Annotated in this window: 12 protein-coding genes; 9 read left to right on the top strand and 3 right to left on the bottom strand. The window is 36.6% G+C overall.

Annotated elements, in window-relative coordinates:
• Positions 1 to 39 precede the first annotated feature (39 nt).
• Complete coding sequence (gene murF / locus C245_RS0117985; RefSeq protein ID WP_017498003.1) at positions 40 to 1,326, top strand: UDP-N-acetylmuramoyl-tripeptide--D-alanyl-D-alanine ligase; 1,287 nt, start codon at positions 40 to 42, stop codon at positions 1,324 to 1,326.
• A 36-nt stretch (positions 1,327 to 1,362) separates the two neighbouring features.
• On the opposite strand, the gene C245_RS0117980 is transcribed toward murF, so the two are convergent.
• Positions 1,363 to 4,245, bottom strand: a complete 2,883-nt coding sequence (locus C245_RS0117980) for a triple tyrosine motif-containing protein (RefSeq protein ID WP_017498002.1) — start codon at positions 4,243 to 4,245, stop codon at positions 1,363 to 1,365.
• Between the two features lie 343 nt (positions 4,246 to 4,588).
• Between C245_RS0117980 and C245_RS0117975 the strand changes: the two genes are divergently transcribed.
• The 8 genes from C245_RS0117975 (at position 4,589) to C245_RS0117940 (ending at position 20,375) form a co-directional block, all read left to right on the top strand.
• A complete protein-coding gene (locus C245_RS0117975) occupies positions 4,589 to 7,720 on the top strand; it encodes a TonB-dependent receptor (RefSeq protein WP_017498001.1) in 3,132 nt (1,043 codons plus the stop codon).
• A gap of 18 nt (positions 7,721 to 7,738) precedes the next feature.
• A complete protein-coding gene (locus C245_RS0117970; protein WP_017498000.1) occupies positions 7,739 to 9,286 on the top strand; it encodes a RagB/SusD family nutrient uptake outer membrane protein in 1,548 nt (515 codons plus the stop codon).
• Positions 9,287 to 9,423: 137 nt separating this feature from the next.
• Positions 9,424 to 10,884 carry a glycoside hydrolase family 30 beta sandwich domain-containing protein gene (locus tag C245_RS0117965; RefSeq protein ID WP_017497999.1) on the top strand — a complete coding sequence of 487 codons (1,461 nt, stop codon included), beginning with the start codon at positions 9,424 to 9,426 and terminating at the stop codon, positions 10,882 to 10,884.
• Between the two features lie 86 nt (positions 10,885 to 10,970).
• Positions 10,971 to 12,437, top strand: a complete 1,467-nt coding sequence (locus tag C245_RS0117960; protein WP_017497998.1) for a glycoside hydrolase family 30 beta sandwich domain-containing protein — start codon at positions 10,971 to 10,973, stop codon at positions 12,435 to 12,437.
• A 35-nt stretch (positions 12,438 to 12,472) separates the two neighbouring features.
• Complete coding sequence (locus C245_RS0117955; RefSeq protein WP_017497997.1) at positions 12,473 to 14,737, top strand: glycoside hydrolase family 3 N-terminal domain-containing protein; 2,265 nt, start codon at positions 12,473 to 12,475, stop codon at positions 14,735 to 14,737.
• Between the two features lie 410 nt (positions 14,738 to 15,147).
• Complete coding sequence (locus tag C245_RS0117950; protein ID WP_017497996.1) at positions 15,148 to 16,890, top strand: cellulase family glycosylhydrolase; 1,743 nt, start codon at positions 15,148 to 15,150, stop codon at positions 16,888 to 16,890.
• 417 nt (positions 16,891 to 17,307) lie between these two features.
• Positions 17,308 to 18,147 (top strand): endonuclease/exonuclease/phosphatase family protein, encoded by an 840-nt coding sequence (locus tag C245_RS0117945; RefSeq protein ID WP_017497995.1) that lies wholly within the window; start codon positions 17,308 to 17,310, stop codon positions 18,145 to 18,147.
• Between the two features lie 2 nt (positions 18,148 to 18,149).
• A complete protein-coding gene (locus C245_RS0117940; RefSeq protein ID WP_017497994.1) occupies positions 18,150 to 20,375 on the top strand; it encodes a glycoside hydrolase family 3 N-terminal domain-containing protein in 2,226 nt (741 codons plus the stop codon).
• Between the two features lie 178 nt (positions 20,376 to 20,553).
• Here C245_RS0117940 and C245_RS0117935 read toward each other — a convergent pair whose 3' ends face one another.
• Positions 20,554 to 22,575 (bottom strand): DUF3857 domain-containing protein, encoded by a 2,022-nt coding sequence (locus tag C245_RS0117935; protein WP_017497993.1) that lies wholly within the window; start codon positions 22,573 to 22,575, stop codon positions 20,554 to 20,556.
• A gap of 315 nt (positions 22,576 to 22,890) precedes the next feature.
• Positions 22,891 to 23,148 (bottom strand): hypothetical protein, encoded by a 258-nt coding sequence (locus tag C245_RS0117930; RefSeq protein ID WP_017497992.1) that lies wholly within the window; start codon positions 23,146 to 23,148, stop codon positions 22,891 to 22,893.
• Positions 23,149 to 23,401 lie beyond the last annotated feature (253 nt).

The following is a 23,401-nucleotide window of genomic DNA, read 5'->3' as shown; positions in this document are numbered from 1 at the left end:
TTTTTATTGCTTATTTTTAATATGTAAAATTTTTTATAAATGAATATTCAGGACCTTCATAATTTGTTTTTAAAATGTAAATCAGTTTCAATTGATACGAGGAAAATTGAAAAGGATTCTATGTTTTTTGCGATAAAAGGAGAAAACTTTGATGCGAATACGTTTGCTTCGCAGGCGATAGAATTGGGAGCCTTGTTTGTGGTTATTGACAATGCTGCTTATGCTATTGACGACAGAACAATTTTGGTAGAAAACAGCTTAGAAACATTGCAGGAACTGGCAAAGTATCACAGAGCATATTTGAAACTTCCCATTATTGCTTTAACAGGAAGTAACGGAAAAACAACTACCAAGGAATTGATCAATGTAGTTTTATCTCAGAAGTTTAAAACCAAAGCAACTGTTGGGAACTTAAATAATCATATTGGGGTTCCGCTGACTTTGTTGTCTTTTACAAAAGATACAGAAATCGGAATCGTTGAAATGGGAGCAAATCACAAGAAAGAAATAGCGTTCTTGTGTGAGATTGCGCAGCCTGATTTTGGCTATATTACCAATTTCGGAAAAGCACATTTAGAAGGTTTTGGCGGTGTTGAAGGAGTAATTATTGGTAAAAGCGAGATGTACCAATATCTGGCGAAAAACAATAAGATTGCTTTTGTAAACCTCGAAGATCCAATCCAGATTGAAAAATCAACCGGAATTGAATCTTTTACTTTTGGAGTGAATAATGCTCAGGCAAACCTGAAAATCAATAGTATTCAGGCCAATCCATTTGTGGTGATCGGGTACGATAATTTTAGTGTAGAATCACATTTAATTGGGCTTTACAACGCAAATAATATCAATGCGGCTGTAGCAATGGGAGCTTATTTTAAAGTTGAAGATAAGGCGATAAAACAGGCAATCGAAAATTACATACCGGAGAACAACAGATCTCAATTATTAAAGAAGGGATCGAATGAAATTATTTTGGATGCCTATAATGCTAATCCAAGTAGTATGGCCGTGGCTATTACTAATTTCCTGCAATTGGAAAATTCGAATAAAGTCATGATCTTAGGTGATATGTTTGAACTTGGCGACGAAAGCCTGCAGGAACACAAACAAATTGTAGATTCATTGTCTGATCAAAATCAATCGGTTTGTTATTTGATTGGGAAGTATTTTTACGAAACAAAAGTGGCCGGCGACAAACTTCAGTTTTTTGAAACTTTTGATGCTTTTGCGGAGTTTTTGAAGACGATACATTTTAAAGAAAATACGATTCTGATAAAAGGATCCAGAGGTATGGCTTTGGAACGAACATTGGAATTTATAAACTAATAAAAAGGCATTCTCTACAGAATGCCTTTTTTGTTTTTAGATGCTCATCAGAAATCCAATCAGGTTTTCTTTTTTGTTTAAACCTAGTTTTTTCCGGAGTCGGTAGCGCGCCAATTCGACTCCGCCTGTCGAAATATTCATAATTTCGGCTATTTCTTTAGTAGACATATTCATTAGTAAATAAGTGGATAAATCCAGTTCGCGCGGAGAAATTGTTGGGTATTTTTCTTTTAAGCGTTTTAAGAATTCAAAATGTACGTTTTTGATGTGCTTTTCAAGGTCTTTCCAGCTCTTGTCTGTGTTGACCTCTTTTACAATGCTTTTATTTAGTTTACTCACCTGAAATTTTGTCGATTCGTCGAGAGCATCGTTGTCGATTTCTTTTAGTTTGTGAATGATTCCATTTAAGACTTTGTTTTTCTTTACAACCTGCAGGGAATTGCTCACCAGTTCTTTGTCTTTGGCGAGGATTTTTATCTGCAGTTTGTCATTTTTTAGTCTTTCAATTTCTTTTGCCAGCTCATATTGTTTTTGCTTTATTTTTGATTCTTTTTCGAGATACAGTTTTCTTTGCTCTATCGTTTCATAATATTTGTTTTTCCTGATTTTGAGTTTAATTCTGTTTGAAACAATATAAATTCCTGCCAGAAGTAATAAAAAGTAGGTCAGATAGGCCAGGAAATGTCTGTACCAGGGAGGTGAGATGGTAAAAATGATTTCAGACACATCAGACTCTCTGCCGTAGCTGTTTTTTGCTTTAATTTTCATGGTGTACTTGCCTTCTCTCAGATTGGTGTATTCTTTTATAGAAGTGGTCGACCAATTGCGCCAGTTTTCTTCAAATGGTTCTAATTTATAGGAATAGGTTACATTTTCCTGATTTTCGAAGGTAGGAGATGAGAACGTAAATTTGACATGATTGGATTGATAAGGAATTAAAAGGTCTGTTAGTGGTTTTTCGAGATTACCTGTCATAATAGTATCGCTGGTAGAGGAGAAACTTTCAAAAAAGACCTTAGGTTTTGTGATGAATTTATTTGAAATTTGAGAATCATAATGTGCAAGTCCATCAGTTAGTCCTATAAAAATGTTCTCCGGATCGATTGTATTGACCGAAATATATTTGTTTACCAGATTACCTGTTAAATTGGAAAATGGAGCTTCTGTGCGGATGTATTTTCCATTGGAACCTTTTATTAAAACGCCAAGTGATTCATTGTAGGAATACCATAAATTGTTGTATTTGTCTTCTATTATAGTATTTACAGTCGGAATTTTTTCGAATAAAGCGGTTACCTTTTTGTCCTCAAAAAAGTCTTCCTGTTCGTCACTGTATCTGTAAAAGTGATTTTTGGTTTGAAAGTAAACTTTGTTGTTGATCAATTGAAGACTTCCTATTCCCTTTTTTGATGTGGAAATGTGAGCGTGTTTTTTTACAAGGTCAAATCTTTTTAAATCCTCAGACAATCTCATCTGATACAGATAAGGATCCTTTTTCAGCCACAAATAATTATTGTCAAGCTCGATTTCAAATGTATTTGTCGTCTCGTCAAATCCCTCAACCTGATTGACATAACTAATTTCGTTTGCTGAGTTTTTAAAGATAGAAAAACCACTGTAACTCTCACCAATAATGTAACCGGGGTGGTTTGGAATGGTTTTGAAGCCGAAATAACCTTTATTGTCCAGTGTTTTTGAAACTCTGTTTTGATCAATTACCAAGGCGCCACTATTGCTTGCGCACAAAAGTGTATTATTGATGATCTGAATGTTCCAGGCTTGTGCAATGGTACCCTCGACGCGGTTGAATGGTTCATCTTTAAAAGGTGCGTTCCAGGAATGATAAAATAAACCCTGATTGGTGGCAACATATAGGTTTTTGTTGAAAATTACAGACGCATAAACAGTACCTATATTATAACTATAGTCAAAAAAGGTAAAAGGAGAGTTTTGGTTTATAAAGGCGATTCCGTTATCCAGTCCTAGCCATAGATTATTTTTATTGTCAACAAAAGAGGTCAGGACCGTGTTGTTTTGGAGTCCTTTTTGTCGGTTTAGATGCTGAAGGATTTTCCCATTCAGGTCGCAAATGACTGCACCATTGAGAACCGAATTGAGTACGATGAATTTGTTTCCGATAATAGCTCCGCCCAAAGAGGTATTCTTTTTGATAAAACTATTTGCTTCGGTTTCCCAGGGGGTAATGCTATTATAGTCATAAGTAAAAAGTCCTTTTTCTAAGGTTGCAAAAAGTAATTTGTTGTTGGGTAGCGGAAACATCGCCCAGATCTCTTTGTCGTTTAAAGCAGTGGTTCCTTTTAAAGGACTTAGTTTCTGGTTCTTGTATTCTAAAATACCCAGAACTTTATCCTGAAAATATAGGTGTTCTTTTATAAGAAACGAAAATTGAAACCTTCTCGGGGCATTGATAAGACGCAATTTATTGTTTTTGTAAAAGAAGACCTTGGTGAAAGATTGAAATACAACTTCTCCTTTATAAAGATGTATTCTCCAGATCAGGTTAATATTTCTGCTGTCTTTTTTACTAATTAGCGCAGAAAGGGAATGGTATTGTAATCTGCCTTTTGCATCACTCTTAAAATAACCAAATTCATTATTCCCGCCAACATATATTCTGCCGGACTGGCCGTCTATTTTTAAGCTTCTGATAGCAGTATTGTTGGGAAGCGGATATTTGTTCCAGGTTGATCCGTCAAACTGTATTAAGCCGTTATTGTTTGCGAAGTAGATATTGCCATTTTTATCCTGATCAATATTCCAATTTTGAGTGCCTCCTTTATAATCGGATCGCTTATAGTTTTTGATTGCGGGTAATCCAATGTTTTTTACTTGGGAAAAAAGAGTAAAAGGCAGTATAAAAAGGATAAAAATCGAAATAGATGCATTTGCGAATTTCATAATTTTAGATCAGTGTTTTTATTAGTAATGTTTTGTAATCCTCTTTTTTTGGATTAATGCAATCGGAATATTGTGTTTTTCTGTAGAATTTTTCCATAAAATCGAAAATAATTCATTTTTAGTAAATGTAGTGTTTATTTTATTTAGTTAACAATTCTATAACAGTATAAAATGATTTTTAAAATCCTAAAAATCAATAAATTATTCATAATTTGATGTGTTTTTGTAAGGTGTGAATTTATAGGTTGATGTGTTTTTGTAATGAATTTTAATTACACATACTGAAATTTTAAATTTATTATTGCATCGAATTACTAATTAATTAACCAAAATTTTTAGAAAAATGAAATTAACAAAATTACTTATTTTTTGTTTTTCGTTTCTGTTGTTTTCAGTTGTCACAATGGCGCAGGATGTTACAGTAAGCGGAATCATAAATGATGAAAATGGAATGCCAGTTCCGGGTGCGTCTATTTTAATAAAAGGCACAAATAAGGCGACAGCATCTGATTTCGATGGAAAATTTCAGATCAATGTTCCTGCAAACGGCACTTTAACAATTAGTTTCGTAGGTTATAATACAGTACAGGAAGCTGTAAACGGAAGAACTAAAATTGATGTTAAGTTAAAAGCGGAATCTCAGGCCCTAAATGAAGTTGTAGTAGTAGGATACGGCACACAAAAGAAAAGTGTCGTTACAGGTTCTATATCCAGTGTTAAGGCAAAAGATTTAGAGAGTCTTCCTATAACAAGGGTAGAACAAGCGCTACAAGGAAGAGTTTCCGGAGTTTCTATTGCAGCAAATGCAGGACAACCGGGATCAGCTTCGACCATACGTATTCGAGGTTTTACTACATTAAACAATAATGATCCTTTATGGGTTGTAGATGGTGTAATCGTTGATAATGGAGGTATTGGTTACCTAAACCAGTCTGATATCGAGTCTATCGAGGTACTTAAAGATGGCGCTTCAGGAGCTATTTATGGTTCTCGTGCCGCTGCCGGAGTTATTCTTGTAACTACAAAAAAAGGTAAAGCAGGTAAAATATCGGTAAGCTATACCGGTTTTGCAGGAACATCTCAGGCTGCTAAAAAATTAGATTTACTAGATGCTAATCAGTACGTAACTATTATGAATGAAGCTAACGTAAATGGCGGAACTCCGAATAGATACACCGTTCCTGCAAATGTTGGAAACGGAACAGACTGGCAGAATGTAATTTTTAATAATCATGCACAACGTTCTTCTCATGAGCTAAGTTTTAGCGGTGGTAACGATACGTCAACTTTTTACATGTCTTTTGGATTAACAGATCAGGAAGGTATTGTAAACTCTGATATTTCTAATTACAACAGAAAAAACATCCGTTTGAACTCTAACCATAAATTAGGGAAGTATATTAAAATTGGTCAAACTTTAGGATATTCTCACGAAAAAACAATTGGTGTAGGAAATACCAATGACGAGTTTGGTGGACCTTTATCGTCAGCCATAAACTTAGATCCGTTAACACCGGTACTTGTTGCACCGGGTGCGGCAACTGGGGCAGGTACTCCGTACGAGAACAAAAATGCGCTTAGAGATGCAAACGGAAATTACTACGGTATCTCGACAATTGTAACGCAGGAAACTTCAAATCCATTAGCGTATACGCAAACAAGATTAGGAAATAATGATTTTGCAGATAATTTTGTTGGAAACATTTTTGCCGAAGCAGAAATTTTACCCGGATTAAAATTCAAATCTACTGCAGGTGGAAAATTAGCCTATTATGGTTCAGATAACTTTACACCGGTTTATTACTTAAACGGAGCTACCAAAAAAGATGTAAATGAATTGTTCCGATCGTACAAAAAATCTTTCAGCTGGAACTGGGAGAACACTCTAAACTACGATAAGAAAATTGGAAATCATCATTTCGGTATTTTAATTGGAAAAGGTACTTATGTTGATAATATTACTTCCGGTAATGATATCACCTACAGAGGTGTACCGGCTACGACACATGCCGAAGCTTCTTTTAATGTTGACATTCCAATTTCTGATAAAATAGCAAACGCTTACAATGCACAAGCTTTAGAACACAGAGTGGAGTCCTTGTTTTCCAGATTAAACTACGATTACAAAGAAAAATATATTTTTACCGGGATTCTTCGTCGTGATGGTTCTACACGCTTTGGACCAAACCATAAATACGGAACTTTCCCGTCAGTATCTTTAGGCTGGGTTCCTTCCAAAGAAAATTTCTGGGGAGAAAATAAAATCGTGAATACTTTAAAAATAAGAGGAGGTTATGGAGTTACGGGTAATGATTCCTCTCCTGATTTCTTATACATTTCTACAGTTGGAATTCAAAGAAACTACACTATCGGTGGGGTAATTGTTAACGGACAAAGTCCAAATGCGATTCCAAACCCTGATTTGAAATGGGAAGAAACCAAACAACTTAATATTGGTTTCGAAACTACTTTATTGCATGACTTCAATTTAAGTGTGGACCTTTTCAACAAAAAAACAGAAGGTATCTTAATGAAAGTACCGATTCCGGGTTATGTTGGAGCCACAGGTAATACTTATGCAAACTTAGCAGATATGGAAAACCGCGGTGTAGATATTGAATTAGGCTACCGTAAGAAAATTGGAGAATTGAACCTGTCTGTTAATGGAAACTTCTCTTACATCAAAAATGAAATTACTTATATAGACAAAGGAGTTAATTTCTTAGTTGGAGACGAAACGGTACAGTCCAGTTCTTATGAAATCAACAGAACGGAAGTTGGTCATGCGTATAACTCTTTCTACGGATTTAAAACAAATGGTATTTTCCAGACTCAGGCCGATATTGATTCTTATAAAAATGCGGCAGGAAAAGTAATTCAACCTAATGCTAAACCGGGAGATTTTCGTTGGCAGGATTTGGATGGAGACGGCGTAATTGGAGCTAACGACAGAACTTTCTTAGGAACTTCATTGCCTAAATTCACGTATGGATTTACAATGAACTTAGCATACAAAGGATTCGATATGTTAGTTTTCGGTCAGGGTGCAGGAGGAAATATGATCTATCAGGGATTGCGAAGACTTGATATTTCTACAGCAAATTATCAAACAGAAGTTATGGGACGCTGGACAGGACCGGGATCAACAAACAGTTATCCGAGAGTCACTACTGATGATTCCAACAAAAACTTTACGAATCCATCAGATTTCAATTTGCAAAAAGGAGATTTCTTCCGATTCAAAACAATCCAACTTGGATATTCATTTCCAAAAGAATGGATAGAAAGTATCTCATTGCAAAAAGTAAGATTGTATGTAACAGGAGAAAATTTATGGACGATTACCAAATATACAGGTTATGATCCTGAAATTGGAGGTCCTACTACAGCCGGAATGAACAACGTACAGGGTGTTGACAGAGGATATTACCCTCAGGCAAAATCGTATATGTTAGGAGTTAATTTGCAATTTTAAATTTAAAAAAAAGATATTATGAAACTTATAAGTTTTAAACAATCATTATTCGCTTTTGGGGTGTTACTTACACTTGGATCGTGCGATACCGATGAAAAATTGGAGGTAAAGGGAGATGGAGTAGTACTGGAAGATAATTTTTACAGAAACGAAACCGAGGCTTATTCAGGTCTGGTAGCAGCATACGATAAACTAGGGAAGTTTGCAGGAGCAATGGAAAATGCGCCCTTATTATTCTTAAACTCTGCATCTGATGACTTCTATGCAGGTGGGGGTGGTTCAGACGATCAGCCTGGACTACAGGTGGCATCGAACTATTCTGTTAGTCCGGCTAATATTCCACCGGCAATTTGGGCAGATTATTACAAAGGCGTAGCAAGATGTAACGTCATGCTGGTAAAACTTCCGGATGTTCCTATGGATGCCGCTAAGAAAGCAAGATTTGCCGCAGAAGTAAAAGCGTTACGTGCTTATTATTATTTTGATCTGGTGAGAATGTTTAAGAATATTCCTTTGATTCTGAAACCACTAACGAAAAACGAAATTCCTTTAGTTATGCAGGCTAAACCGGACGAGGTTTATGCACAAATTGAAAAAGATTTAAACGAAGCAATTCCTGATTTGCCAATGACCATACCTGCACCTGAGTTGGGAAGATTCTCTAAAGGAGCTGCAACAGCACTTTTAGGAAAGGTATATTTATACGATAACAAAAAGCCACAGGCGGCGGTTGAATTGGCAAAAGTAAACGGAACTCCCGGAGGAACAAGTAGTTTTGGCTATAAGCTGATGGATACTTTCGCTTCTTTATGGGATCATACCAAAAAATTCAATTCAGAATCTATCTTTGAAATTACCTATACCGATAAATCCAATGCAGATTGGGGGAATTTTGAAAGAGGTGATGACGAAGGTAACGTTGCCGCTCAGCTGATGGGAATCAGAGATTATTCCAGAACAAAATATGGAAAAGCAGCACTTTTACCAGATTATATTAATGGATGGGGTTTTTGTGTTGTTACCGCAGATCTGGCAAATACAATGAAAAGCGATCCACGTTTCGCGTCTACTATTTTTGATGCAAAGACTGCAAGAGCTACCGGAGATCCGGATAAAGATCCAAACACTTTGATTACTTACAAAGACAGTTATCAGGAGACTGGATATCATTTTATTAAATATGCACCGGTTAATGCCGATATCAAAGCAAGTAACCCTTTCTTAAATTTTGGAATCAATACCTACGTTATTCGTTTGGCAGATACTTATTTATTAGAGGCTGAAGCTTTAGGAGGAACAGGAGCAAGAGCTCAGGCACTACTAGATGCTGTTAGATTAAGAGCCGGATTAACATCAGTACCGGTTTCTATTCCGGCTATTTTAGCCGAAAGAAGATTAGAACTTGCAGGTGAAGGTCATCGTTGGTTTGATTTGGTGAGAACAGGTCAGGCTGCTGCCAAACTTGCTTTCAAAGGATTTCAGGCCAATAAAAATGAAGCATTCCCAATTCCATATAGTGAATTCAATAACACTAAGATGGTTCAAAATCAGGGATATCCACAATAATGAAGTAAGTTAAGTTTAAGTTTAAGGTTGGTTGTAAATAGCCCATTCTCATAATGATTATGGGCTATTTTTAAATCAAACCGGAAATCATTTGACTAAGAAATTTGATCAAAGTCTCAATTATTAAAACATACTCAATGAGAAAGATTGGCTATATTATTACTTGTTTATGTTTTTCTTTATCTGTTTTTCCACAACAGAAAAACCAAAAACAGCAACAAAAATTTACCACTACCAATAAAAAAATAACGGTTTATACCACAGCAGCGAATACACAATTAAGATTAACACCAACAGATCATTTAAATTTTACCACATCCAGACAGCCTATAGAAACAGAGTTGTCCGTTTTTGTTGAACCATCCAAACGTTTCCAGATTTTTCTGGGGATTGGCGGTGCCATTACAGATGCAAGTGCCGAAATTTTTGCCCAATTATCAAAAGAAAAACAGACAGAATTTTTAGATGCCTACTACGATACCCAAAAAGGAATTGGATATTCATTGCTAAGAACAACTATTCAAAGTTCTGATTTTAGCAGCGGAAGTTATTCTTATATCGAAGAAGGCGACAAAGATTTAAAAACATTTTCGATTGATCATGACCGCAAATACCGTTTACCCATGATTAAAGCGGTCCTAAAAAAGGCTGGCGGAAAAATGATTACTTATGCTACTCCGTGGTCACCTAATGCTTTTATGAAAAGCAATAAGAATGTGCTCAAAGGAGGAACATTACTCCCGGAATTTTATCAACCGTGGGCAAACTTCTATGCAAAATTTATAAAAGCATACGAAAAAGAAGGAATTCCAATTTGGGCAACATCCGTTCAGAACGAACCCATGGCCACCCAAACCTGGGAATCCTGTTTGTACACCGCTGAGCAGGAAAGAGATTTCCTGAAGAATTACCTTGGACCAACTTTAAAAAAAGAAGGTTTAGGGAAGGTGAAAATTATTGCCTGGGATCACAATCGTGATTTAATGGTACAGAGAGCCAATGTTATTTTCTCAGACCCGGAAGCTTCCAAATATGTTTGGGGAATGGGTTTTCATTGGTACGAAACCTGGACAGGAGCTCAGCCGATGTTTGACAATGTTGCAAGAGTACATGAAGCATATCCGGACAAAAAACTCATTTTTACAGAAGGCTGTGTCGAGAAATTTGACGCTGCAAAATACCAATTCTGGCCCAACGCAGAACGATACGGCACTTCTATGATCAATGATTTTAATAACGGAACCGTGGGCTGGACAGACTGGAATATACTTTTGGACCAATTTGGAGGACCGAACCATGTAGGCAATTTTTGCTTTGCACCCATACATGCAGATACCACTACAGGGGAACTCATTTATACCCCGTCGTATTATTATATCGGGCATTTTTCAAAATTCATTCGTCCGAATGCCGTTCGTGTAAGTACTTCGGTAAGTCGCAGTTATTTGTCAAGTACCTCTTTTTTAAATACTGACGGAAAAATGGCAACCGTAGTGATGAACAATACCGACAATGCTATTACCTATAATTTTATTATTGCAACAGAACAGACCATTGTAAAAATTCCTGCACACGCGATACAAACGCTGGTCTATTAAAATTTTGGAGTTAGTTAGAGGGGCAATCTGATTCGTCCGTTTCGCCCCTTGCTTTTTAATAATAATGAAATCGTTTTGAGTGTACCATGAAAGCCATAAATAGAGTTTTAATCGCCCCATTGCTAGTGCTGCAATTCGTTTCTTCTTCAAAAGTTGGAGCACAGTCTGCAGCACCCTCATTTAAATCAAACCCAAAAATACAAGTATATACTACTGCCGAAAACACCAAATTAAGATTGTCATTATCCAATAATTTCATTTTAAATTCAGCTTCACAGCAAACAAAATCAACGGTTTCAATTGCGATTGATCCTTCAAAAACTGATCAGACTTTTTTAGGAATCGGAGGAGCCATTACCGATGCCAGTGCAGAAGTTTTTGCTAAACTGTCATCCAAAAAGCAACAGGAATTTCTAAACGCTTACTATGATAAAAATAAAGGAATAGGGTATTCTTTGGCCAGAACCAATATGCATAGCTGTGATTTTAGCAGCGAAAGTTATACCTATATTCAGGAAGGAGACAAAGAGCTAAAAACCTTTACTATTGATCACGATAAAAAATACCGAATCCCATTACTCAAAAAGGCAATTGCAACGGCCGGTGGGAAATTAACTTTATTTGTTAGTCCGTGGAGTCCTCCGGCTTTCATGAAAAACAATAACGATATTTTGCACGGCGGTGTTTTATTGCCGGAGTTTGCACAATCATGGGCCAATTATTATGCTAAATTTATAAAGGCATACGAAAAAGAAGGAATTCCGTTCTGGGGACTGACGATTCAAAATGAACCAATGGCAAGTCAGAGATGGGAATCTTGCATTTACACCCCAGAAGCCGAAAGAGATTTTCTGAAAAATTTTCTGGGGCCTACTTTAGAAAAAGCAGGATTGGGATCTAAAAAGATCATTATTTGGGACCACAACCGCGGAGAGATGCTAGAGAAAAGAGCTAATTTAGTTTTTTCTGATCCCGAAGTTTCCAAATACGCCTGGGGAATTGGATTCCATTGGTACGAAACCTGGAACGGAGGCAGTCCGAAATTTGAATCCGTGGGGAAAGTGCATGAAGCTTTTCCAAACAAAAATCTGCTTTTTACAGAAGGCTGTATCGAAAAATTTGACGCTTCGAAATTCCAGTTTTGGGGAAATGCCGAACGATACGGAATCAATATGATCCATGATTTTAACAACGGAACGACAGGCTGGACGGACTGGAACATTTTGCTGGATCAAAACGGAGGACCCAATCATGTTGGTAATTTTTGTTTTGCCCCAATTCATGCCGATACCACAAAAGATGAACTGATCTACACACCGATGTACTATTATATTGGACATTTTTCAAAATTCATCCAACCGGGAGCGAAAAGAATTAGAAATGTAATAAGCGACAAAAGTGTATTAAGCACTTCTTTTTTAAATACAAACGGAAAAATTGCCACCGTTGTAATGAATCAGTCAGACAAAGCAGTGGTATACGAAATAGCAATCAATGCGGTGAAAAAAACGTTTACTATACCGGCTCATGCCATGCAAACGTTAGTGTATTAGCCTCTTTTAGCAGCATATTAATTTAAAGAAATACAATGAAAAACACGAAGTTTATAGTAGTTGCTCTATTTTTTTGTGGAGCAGTATGGAGTCAGGAAGCCAGGAAAACGAGAGCAGCAATAGATGCCAAGGTATCAGAGTTGTTATCAAAGATGACATTGGAAGAAAAAGTAGGGCAAATGACACAAATTACAGTCACTGTTTTTGAAGATGCTCAAAAACCGGGTTATTTTGATGCCGCCAAACTAAAAAAAGGAATTCAGGAGTACCATATCGGTTCAATTCTTAATGTACCTAATCCGGGAGCACCAACGCTTCAGAGATGGCAGGAGACCATGACCGCCATTACCAATGAAGCCAACAAATCGAGACTTAAAATTCCGGTATTGTATGGTATAGATGCCATACACGGAGCGAGTTATACCGCCGGAGCCACCTTATTTCCACAACAAATTGGTCTGGCGGCAACCTTTAATACAGAGCTGGTAAAACACGGTGCTGAAATTTCGGCTTACGAAACCAGAGCCTCCTCCATTCCATGGGTATTCTCACCAGATTTGGATTTTCCGAGAAACCCGGCCTGGTCCAGAATGTGGGAATCTTTTGGAGAAGATGCCTATTTGTCTTCCAAAATGGCCGTCGCTTTGGTAGATGGTTTTGAAGGAAGTAATGTAGGATCAAAATATAGCGTAGCCTCCTGTATGAAACATTATATTGGTTATGGCAGCACTACAACCGGAAAAGACAGAACACCAAGTATTATTCCCGAGCGCATTCTAAGACAATATGATTTAACCATATATCAGGCTGCCATAAAAGCCGGAGCAAAAAGCGTAATGGTAAGTTCCGGAGAAATCAACGGAACTCCGGTGCATTCGAGCAAACATCTGATTACGGACATTCTTAAAAAAGAATTAGGTTTTGAAGGAGTGGTAGTAACCGATTGGAAGGATATTATTTATTTGAACACCAGACATAAAATTGCAGCAACCAAAAGAGATGCGGTTCGTATCGCGGTCATGGCCGGAATAGACATGAGCATGGTACCCGAAGAATTTACTTTTTACACAGACCTTGTAGATTTAGTTCAAAAAGGAGAAGTGCCAATGTCCCGTATTGATGATGCGGTAACCAGAATTCTGAGAATGAAATTCGAGTTAAACCTGTTTCAGAATATAGTTGCGAATCTAAAGGATTATCCAAAATTTGGTTCATCCGAACACATTCAGGAAGCTTATAAAACGGCTGCAGAATCCATTACATTGTTAAAAAATAACGATGCCGTTTTACCTTTAAACAAAGAGGAAAAAATTCTGGTAACCGGAGCAACGGCAAACAGTATGAAAAACCTGAATGGAGGCTGGTCGTACACCTGGCAGGGTGAAAATGCAGATACTTACGCTGCTGACAAATTAACTATTCTGGAAGCTTTTCAGGCTAAATTAGGAAAAGAGAATGTGCTCTATACCGCCGGAGCAGATATTGAAAAAGAAGATGATGCCGAAATTCAAAAAGCGGTTGAACTGGCTCAAAAGGCATCGAAAATTGTATTGTGTCTGGGAGAGAAAAACTACACCGAAACTCCAGGAGATATCAGTAATCTTTATATGAGTAAATCTCAGGTAAAATTAGCCCTCGCCTTAGCCAAAGTAAACAAACCAATTATTCTGGTTTTAAACGAAGGAAGACCAAGACTGATTAGTGATTTTGAAGATAAAATGAGCGCCGTTGTACAATGTTATTTACCAGGAAATGAAGGAGGAAGAGCATTGGTTGATATACTGTACGGAGAGGTAAATCCAAGTGGGAGATTGCCTTACAACTATCCGAGATACCCTAATTCATTAGAAAAATACAACAGAAAACATACAGAGAGTTTAGCAGATGAAGAACAAAATAATGATGCTAAATACGAGAAAAGTTATTCCCCTCAGTTTGAATTTGGAACAGGATTATCCTATACCACCTTTACGTATTCGAATTTAAAAATCGACAAAGCAGAAATTACGAATACCGATGAAATAAAAATAACAGTTGATGTTACCAATTCCGGAAAAAGAGCCGGAAAAGAATCGGTTTTGTTGTACCTGTCAGATAATTATGCTTCTATAACTCCTGAAGTTAAAGCGCTAAAAAGATTCGAAAAGATTAGTTTAGAGCCAAACGAAACCAAAACGGTAAAATTTACTTTAAACCAAAAAGATTTGCAATTCGTAAACGAAGACCTGAAATGGATTTCCGAAAAAGGAACTTTTACAATTCAGATCGCAAATCTTAAAAAGGACTTTTTATTAAAGTAACCCGTTGCGGGAAATTGTTTTAACACATAGAGTCATAGTCTTTATAGACTTAAAAAAGGCGTTTCACTAGTCAAAAAGCAAATAACTATATGAAAGAAATATTTCTATTTTGTCTTCTTTTTTGGGGTAGTACTATCTAAGTGTTTAAGAACAATAACGACAGATTGAAAGGATTAAGAAGATTATTAAATCTGCAGAATCTGCGAGATCTGCGAGTGAAAAAATATTCAACATATAGATACATAGTTTTTTAAAGCAAGAAAGTCTATGCTTCTGCTAATGTGTTAAAATTAAAGTTTGTTCAATTTCACCTCACGGGTTAAAGCAAAGAAAATAAACATCGTTATTTCCGCAAAGATATTTGGTGTTTGAATGTCAAAAGAAAATTAGCTATTTCATATTATAGAGACATGAAAAAAATAATTATTACCCTACCGTTACTACTTTCCTTTGCCGCTTTCGCTCAGGGTTTTTTACATAGAGACGGACAAAAAATTGTAGACGGAACCGGAAAGAATATCATTTTAAGAGGTCTCGGAACAGGAGGCTGGATGGTTCAGGAAGGCTATATGTTAAAGACACAACCTTTCGCAAGTCCACAGTATGTTATCAGGCAGAAGATTCAGGATGTTATTGGAGAAGAAGCAACCAAAGAATTTTACGCTGCCTACAAAGCAAACGGAATCACCAAAAGAGATGTAGATTCATTAGCCGCCTGGGGATTCAATTCGATCCGCCTGCCGATGCATTACAATTTATACACACCACCAATCGAAGCCGAAAAAAAGGATGAAATCTCCTGGATTGAAGAAGGCTTTATCATGACGGATAATTTGTTGAAATGGTGTGCCGAAAATAAAATGTATCTGATTTTAGACTTGCATGCCGCTCCCGGAGGTCAGGGCAATGATGCCGCAATTTCGGATTATGATACCACAAAACCCTCCTTGTGGGAGAGCGAAGCCAATCAGAAAAAAATGATTGCCTTATGGAAAAAACTGGCTTCACGTTACAGAGACAATCCGTGGATTGGAGCCTATGACATTATCAACGAACCCAATTGGAATTTTACCGGGACGAATAAAAATGGCTGTGATGAAAACTCAAACGGTCCTTTAAGAGATCTGATGGTTCGGGTTACAAAAGCCATTCGGGAAGTCGATACCAACCATTTGATTTTTATTGAAGGAAACTGCTGGGGAAACAATTACAACGGAATTTTTCCTTTATGGGATGAAAATATGGCATTGAGTTTTCACAAATACTGGAACTACAATACCACAGCCTCCATTCAGAAAATGCTGGACTACAGAACACAATACAATGTGCCGATCTGGCTGGGTGAAAGCGGAGAAAATTCGAACGTATGGTTCAAAGAGGCATTGACATTGGTCGAAAACAACAATATAGGCTGGGCATTCTGGCCCATGAAAAAAATCGAGAATATTGCGGGAGTGACCTCCGTTACAAAGATTCCCGAATACGATGTTTTATTAAAGTACTGGAAAGACGGCGGAGAGAAACCAAAGTCTGATTTTGCTAAAAAAACTTTAATGAAAATCGCCGACAATTACAAAATGGAAAACGTAACCGTAAAACCGGACGTGATCGATGCCATGTTCAGACAAGTGCAGACCAATGATACCAAACCTTATAAACGGCATTTGATTCCCGGAAAAATTGCAGCAACAGAGTATGATTTAGGAACAAATGATAAGGCTTATTCAGACAAAGATTTTATAAACTACAGAGTCGAAACCGGAAAATTTGACGAGTGGAACAAAGGAAATACAATGCGAAATGATGGCGTTGATATTTTACCCTGCAAAGATGCCGGATCAAACGGATATCAGGTTTCATTTATTGAGGATGGAGAATGGTTACAGTTTACAGCTGAAGTAAAGAAGCAAAATACATACAAAGTAGCAATTCGATATTCGGCTGAAAAATCAGAAGGAAAAATACACCTCGAAGCAGAAAATGGAAAAAGATCCCCGATCGTTACATTACCTGCAACGGGAGGAAATGACAAATGGAAAACGGTTGTACTGTCCGGAGTGATATTAAATGCCGGAACGCAAAAAATTAAAGTTGTTTTCGAAAAAGGAGGTTTCAACCTGAATTACTTAGATTTTTCAGAACAGAAAAAATAAAGGCTTAAAGAGGTATTTAGAAGAGAATAGGTATTTAAATGAAGTGAAATGTCTTTTTTATGCGTGCAGCACCTATGTGTTTAGATAACCGCCACAGATTAAAAGGATTAAAAAAAATCTGCATAATCTGCGAGATCTGCGAGAAAAAATAGATGCGTGAAATATGAAATGTTAGATGTGAAATGCGACTGCAATCTATGAATTTAAGTAACCGATACAGATTAAAGGATTTAAAAAAATCTGCGAGATCTGCGAGAAAAAATAGATGTGTGAAATGTGAAATGTGGCTGAAAACTGCGACTGCAAACTTTCTATGTGTTTAAATAGATGCAACGGGTTAAATTAACATTATTTTGAAGCTTATATTTTTCTTTAGGGCTAATGAAATGGTAGCTTTACGAATTCAATTTTTTTATTATGAAAAAGACAAATACAATTGCTCTCGTAATGTTTCTGATTTTTGTTAGTACTTCATTTTATGCTCAGACTGTAAAAATGATGACGTATAATATTCGTTTAGATGTTGCTTCTGACGGAGAAAATGCCTGGCCAAACCGGAAAGACTTTTTTAATTCTCAAATCAGATTTTACAGTCCCGATATTCTTGGAATTCAGGAGGCGTTGCCTAATCAGGTGGCTGAGATTGCTTCGGCCTTACCGGAGTACCATAAATTTGGGATAGGCAGAGAAGAAAAAGGAACCGGAGAAGCCTGTACGATTTACTATAAAAAAGACCGTTTTCAGGTAGAACATACGAACACATTTTGGCTGTCAGAAACACCGGAAAAAGTATCAAGGGGCTGGGATGCTGCCTGTAACAGAGTTTGTACCTATGGATTGTTTAAAGATTTAAAAACAAAAAAAATGTTTTGGGTTTTTAACCTTCACCTGGATCATGTTGGAGAGGTAGCCCGCGTAAAAGGAGTCGAGTTAGTTCTCTCAAAAATAAAAGAAATAAACACTAAAAATCACCCCGTGTTTTTAATGGGAGACTTCAATTCAGTACCGGACACGAAACAAATTGTCGAGATAAAAAAGGTGATGGACGATACCAGGGATATTTCGATAGAAAAACCTTTTGGTCCTTTGGGAACCTTTAACGAATTCAAACACAATGAACCAGTGAATTTGTTACTGGATTATATTTTTGTATCAAAAAATAGCGGATTAAAAATTCAAAAACATGCAGTCTTAAGTGATTCAAAAGATTTAAAATATCCATCCGATCATTTGCCTGTTTTGATCCAAATAAATTAATTATGAAAAAAATAACCACATTTACCCTGTTGATGGTATCGCTTTTTGCGACCGCTCAGCAAGAAACAATAGATCAGAAAGTTAATGCTCTATTGAAAAAAATGACTCTTGAGGAAAAAATCGGTCAGCTAAATCAGTATACGGGCGACAATGCAGCAACGGGGCCTATTACCATAAACGCCAACAAACAAGCCGAGATTAAGGCAGGATTAATAGGTTCGATGTTAAACGTAACCGGAACAAAATACACCCGACAATATCAGGAACTGGCCATGCAGTCCCGATTAAAAATCCCCCTGTTATTTGGTCAGGATGTCATCCATGGGTACAAAACGACTTTTCCAATTCCGTTAGCCGAAGCAGCGAGTTGGGACTTAGCAGCTATTGAATTGGCGGCAAGAGTTGCGGCTACAGAGGCTTCAGCAAGTGGGATTCACTGGACATTTGCTCCAATGGTCGACATTGGCCGTGATCCGCGTTGGGGGAGAGTGATGGAAGGAGCGGGAGAAGATACCTGGCTGGGTTCTAAAATTGCCTATGCCAGAGTTAAAGGTTTTCAGGGAAATAAACTCGGAGATCTGAACTCGGTTATGGCCTGCGTAAAACATTTTGCAGCATATGGCGCAGCTGTGGGTGGCAGAGATTACAACTCGGTAGATATGAGTGAACGCATGCTTTTAGAAACGTATCTGCCTCCTTTTAAAGCAGCTCTCGATGCCGGCGCAGCGACTTTTATGAATTCTTTTAACGACTTAAACGGAATTCCGGCTACCGCAAATGTGCATTTGCAGCGTGATATCTTAAAAGGAAAATGGAACTTTCAGGGATTCGTAGTTTCAGACTGGGGATCGATTGGGGAAATGGTAGCACACGGATATTCTAAAGATTTAAAGGCTGCAGCACTTGCAGCGATTACAGCGGGAAGTGATATGGATATGGAAAGTAATGCGTACCGATATCATTTGGCAGAATTAGTGAAAGAAGGCAAAGTACCTGTAGACCTGATTGATGATGCCGTGAAACGTATTTTACGCAAGAAATTTGAATTGGGTTTATTTGATGATCCCTATCGATATTCAGATCAAAAAAGAGCCGATAAAGCTTTAAACAACCCGGAAAACAGAAAAGCAGCTCTTGAAGTAGCTAAGAAAAGTATCGTTTTATTAAAGAACGACAACGAAACATTGCCGCTGTCTAAAAATCTGAAAACTATTGCATTCATTGGTCCAATGGTGAAAGAGTACAAAGAAAATATGGGATTTTGGTCAGTAGAATTACCCGAGGTTGATTACAATAAATGGATTGTCTCACAATGGGATGGATTGCAGAACAAAGTGGGCAAAAACACAAAACTGCTTTATGCCAAAGGCTGTGAAGTAGACGGAGATAACAAAGACGGTTTTGCAGAAGCAGTGGCAACGGCCCAACAGGCAGATGTGGTGATTTTGAGTATTGGTGAAAGACGTGACATGAGCGGTGAAGCAAAAAGCCGAAGCGATCTTCATTTGCCGGGTGTTCAGGAAGATTTGGTAAAAGCGATTCAGGCAACAGGAAAACCGGTAATAGTTCTGGTAAACGCAGGAAGACCTCTTATATTTAACTGGACAGCAGATCATGTTCCGGCAATTGTTTACACCTGGTGGTTGGGAACTGAAGCGGGTAATGCTATCGCCGATGTTTTGTTTGGAGATTACAATCCATCAGGGAAATTGCCCATGACTTTCCCGAGAGAAGTGGGGCAGATCCCAATTTATTACAATCATTTCAGTACCGGAAGACCTGCTAAAGATGAAGATGCCAAAAACTATGTTTCGGCCTACATTGATCTGAAAAACTCTCCTAAATTTCCTTTTGGATACGGGTTGAGTTATACCAAATTCAATTATTCTGATTTGAAATTGTCAGCAGTAAAAATGAAAAGCAACGAAACTATTAAAGTTTCTTTTCAATTATCAAATGTTGGAAAAGTAGCAGGAGAAGAAGTGGTGCAATTGTATTTAAAAGACAAATTCGGATCGGTGGTAAGACCCGTTTTAGAATTGAGAGATTTTCAAAAAGTAAAACTAAATGCAGGAGAATCTAAAACAATTGAATTTACTATTGACAAAGAGAAACTTTCCTTCTACAATAATAAATTAGAATGGACAGCAGAACCGGGAGATTTTGAAGTCATGATCGGAGCTTCATCAGCTGACCTCAAATTAAAAGCAGATTTTGAATTGCTTTAACTTTTTTAACCAAACAGAAATATAGATTACTGTTATAAAAAATAACACGAATTGCACGAATTGTCACTAATTTGTTGGTGTAATTAATTTCACAAACAAGGTTAACGCATTAAATTTGTGCAAATTCGTGTAATTTGTGTTGAGACAGTAGGCTACAATTAACCTCCTTTTTGGATGATTATTTTACTAATTTTTTGAAATTGAATTTCAGCTTGTTCAATAAACCGTCTTCTATAATGTCGACTCCAATTCCAAAATTACTGTCGGCTACCTCGTTATGGGCCTCCCTGAAATCTTCAAAATCTTTTTCAGGAATTTCTAAGTTAATCAGCGGTTTATAGTCGATGTAAATAGTTCCTCCGTTTTTGTTGATCTTTTTACGGCTCACATAATCAAAGTAAGCATTGTTGATCGTACTTTCCTGTATCGTAAACTTCTCGCTAACATCAATTTTTTGATCCGTTACAAGAGTGATTTCATATCGCTCATTGTCAAAATTGTGCCAGAAAGAGATGTCTTTATGCATAAAATCCCTTGCTCTGTTTTTCACAATATTGGAGTCAAAATACATCAGGAAACGATTGTTTTTCCCGTCTGAGAAATAAGGGTTTTCAATAGTGGTCTGATATTCAATTTTAAACTCATTCAGTTTTTTATCATCACTGACAATTTCGATTGCGGCATCTTTAAAAATCTTTCGAAGATCAGTTCCGTTTCTGTCATTCGTATAATTTAAGGTATAAAAAAAGAAATTGTTCCAGCTGTCAATAATCTCTCTTTTGTTGGTGTTTTTGAAATACCTTCGCATGCTGTTGGCGCGATTTCCTTTGTATACGGTCGTTAGTTTCAGTTTACCAACATTGTTCTCCGCAACAAGTTCTGATTTTTCATCAAGCGCATAATAAGGGAAACGATGAGGAGGTTTATGTTGTAATTCCAAATTAGGCTTCACTTCCAGATAATGCAGGAAGAAAATAAAACCACGATTTTCAATCAGTCCAAATTCATCGCGCAATGTGGCATCAACAAAGTAGCTTTCACCCTTGTAATTGATCTTTACAATTACGTGATTAAAAGTTAGTAACGACGGTAAGTAATGTTTGATATAAAAATCAGTACCGAAATTGACCAGAATAATCGAAGAATCAATACCAATATAATCTAAAATAACTTTTAGTAAAACCGATTTAGCCTTGCAGTCGCCCTGTTTATTAGTAAACGTTACAGCAGGCTCCTGCGGCTTGTGGCCATTCATTTCATCGGCATTGTAAATATAATTGATATGGTTTTGAACATATTCTATCGCAAATTGCAACTGATCGTCTTTAGAACCTATTTTATCCAGTTTTTCAACCAGTTCGGGAGCAAATTCTGCCAAAGAAGATTTTTCGAAAATAGTCTCATAAATAGGAGAGATGTAATTGGATAATTCTTTCCAATCGGCAGCCGTGGCAAAATCTATAAACGAAGAAACCTCACGGTTTGAATCTACAAAATTGATGTAATTCTCTTCTTCTCTTACATATTTTTCTCCCTTTTGCAAATAAGCGGTCTGTGGTTCCAGCACATTTCCGTCTTCATCTCTAAAGAACGATTTTTTGTAAGCAACTGCCTTTTCGCGATCGTTTATAAAAGTGAATTTGTACTTTCCGTACGCCCAGTAACTGTCAGGACCTACCCAAACATATCTGGCGAATTCTTTGCGTAGAAAATCACGCTCGGTAAATATTTTAATTCTGGAATCTTCCATAATCAAAATATCATACAAACGAAGATCCTTTATCGTAATATTAATCTTTTTGTTACTGCTTAAAACACCGCCACCGCTTTGGTTTTCGCTGTCCAGTATTTTAACTTTAGTATCGGGAATTTTGTCGACTAAAACACCATCTCTTAAAACACTGATTCGGTGTATCACATAAGTTTCACTTTCTTCCAATACAACATCCACAGCAGAAGCTTTCTCCAAATTGGAAGGCTCATTTAAAGTATAGGCCACACAGGCATATTCGCTGTTTTCGTTATCATTGGTATAATAAATTTTATCTAAAAAATAACAATAGTCACGTCCCTCGTCTGCTTGTTTTTGAGAGAATTCAGATTCTTTGATATAATCTATAAGCTGGTTGTCATTAAGGTCACTAGCCCACGGTTCAGGCTTTTGAATTTTGTAAATTTCTGACTGTATATCTTGTTCCATAATAAGGCTTTTAATTGAAGTAGGTAAAATCTTCGGTTTATAACAAAAATATAGCTTTTTGTCTATATCTAAAGGGACCGAATGTATTATTAGGATAAGTTCAGTTTTCTTACAATAAATAAATTTATTATTTGATTTTGAAGAAATTTCACCTTAAATAATTTAAAAAAGGTCTGAAAGAATTAAGGAAATTAGGAAAATGAATTCCAAAAATAATAAGAGAAATTAAGGTATAAAGCGCTCCGTTTTTGTTGCGAAGAATAAAATAAGGAAATTTTTGTATTGAACTTAAAGGATCAAATAATTGAATGAAAATTATTTTAAAACAGTGTTGATAAAATCCATTACACCAATTCCTTTGTAAGAAGCATATAACGCCTTGTCATAAGCTTCGCTTTTTGCTTTTTTATTTTTGGATTCCGTTTCAACAATCATTTCGTTGAAGATTCTTTCCTGCTCTTCACTATATTTTAAAGAAGCTTCAAGAAGATAAGTCTTAGAAACAAACCCGAAAGAAGTCCAGATTTTATTTCTGATTTTTTTATTTATGTCTTTTAACGGATTGGTAATCATATCTCCGGCATTAAAATTCTACGTTCATGTTGGATTAAAAACTGTAAATAGTATGCTGATTTACAGTGTGTTTTTGTTGAAAAAATAACAAATCGTTTTTCAAATGTGTTATTATGACGCAATGTAATTATTTTTTTAATTCGATTTTCATTTTAAGTAAAAATTGTGATAGTTGTACCGGGAGTTTTTTAGAAGAATTCTTATAAAAACAGAAGCTCATTTTTTGCAAAAATGTTTCTGATTTATAAAAATG

Source organism: Flavobacterium sp. WG21 (genome assembly GCF_000335775.1).
GTDB lineage: Bacteria > Bacteroidota > Bacteroidia > Flavobacteriales > Flavobacteriaceae > Flavobacterium > Flavobacterium tructae.
This window is presented reverse-complemented; position numbering and strand designations above follow the sequence as displayed.

What these genes read in the sequence shown, in the direction of transcription:
- murF (WP_017498003.1), top strand. Translation starts at nt 40, where the DNA reads ATGAATATTCAGGACCTTCATAATTTGTTTTTAAAATGTAAATCAGTT.
- C245_RS0117980 (WP_017498002.1), bottom strand. Translation starts at nt 4,245, where the DNA reads ATGAAATTCGCAAATGCATCTATTTCGATTTTTATCCTTTTTATACTG.
- C245_RS0117975 (WP_017498001.1), top strand. Translation starts at nt 4,589, where the DNA reads ATGAAATTAACAAAATTACTTATTTTTTGTTTTTCGTTTCTGTTGTTT.
- C245_RS0117970 (WP_017498000.1), top strand. Translation starts at nt 7,739, where the DNA reads ATGAAACTTATAAGTTTTAAACAATCATTATTCGCTTTTGGGGTGTTA.
- C245_RS0117965 (WP_017497999.1), top strand. Translation starts at nt 9,424, where the DNA reads ATGAGAAAGATTGGCTATATTATTACTTGTTTATGTTTTTCTTTATCT.
- C245_RS0117960 (WP_017497998.1), top strand. Translation starts at nt 10,971, where the DNA reads ATGAAAGCCATAAATAGAGTTTTAATCGCCCCATTGCTAGTGCTGCAA.
- C245_RS0117955 (WP_017497997.1), top strand. Translation starts at nt 12,473, where the DNA reads ATGAAAAACACGAAGTTTATAGTAGTTGCTCTATTTTTTTGTGGAGCA.
- C245_RS0117950 (WP_017497996.1), top strand. Translation starts at nt 15,148, where the DNA reads ATGAAAAAAATAATTATTACCCTACCGTTACTACTTTCCTTTGCCGCT.
- C245_RS0117945 (WP_017497995.1), top strand. Translation starts at nt 17,308, where the DNA reads ATGAAAAAGACAAATACAATTGCTCTCGTAATGTTTCTGATTTTTGTT.
- C245_RS0117940 (WP_017497994.1), top strand. Translation starts at nt 18,150, where the DNA reads ATGAAAAAAATAACCACATTTACCCTGTTGATGGTATCGCTTTTTGCG.
- C245_RS0117935 (WP_017497993.1), bottom strand. Translation starts at nt 22,575, where the DNA reads ATGGAACAAGATATACAGTCAGAAATTTACAAAATTCAAAAGCCTGAA.
- C245_RS0117930 (WP_017497992.1), bottom strand. Translation starts at nt 23,148, where the DNA reads ATGATTACCAATCCGTTAAAAGACATAAATAAAAAAATCAGAAATAAA.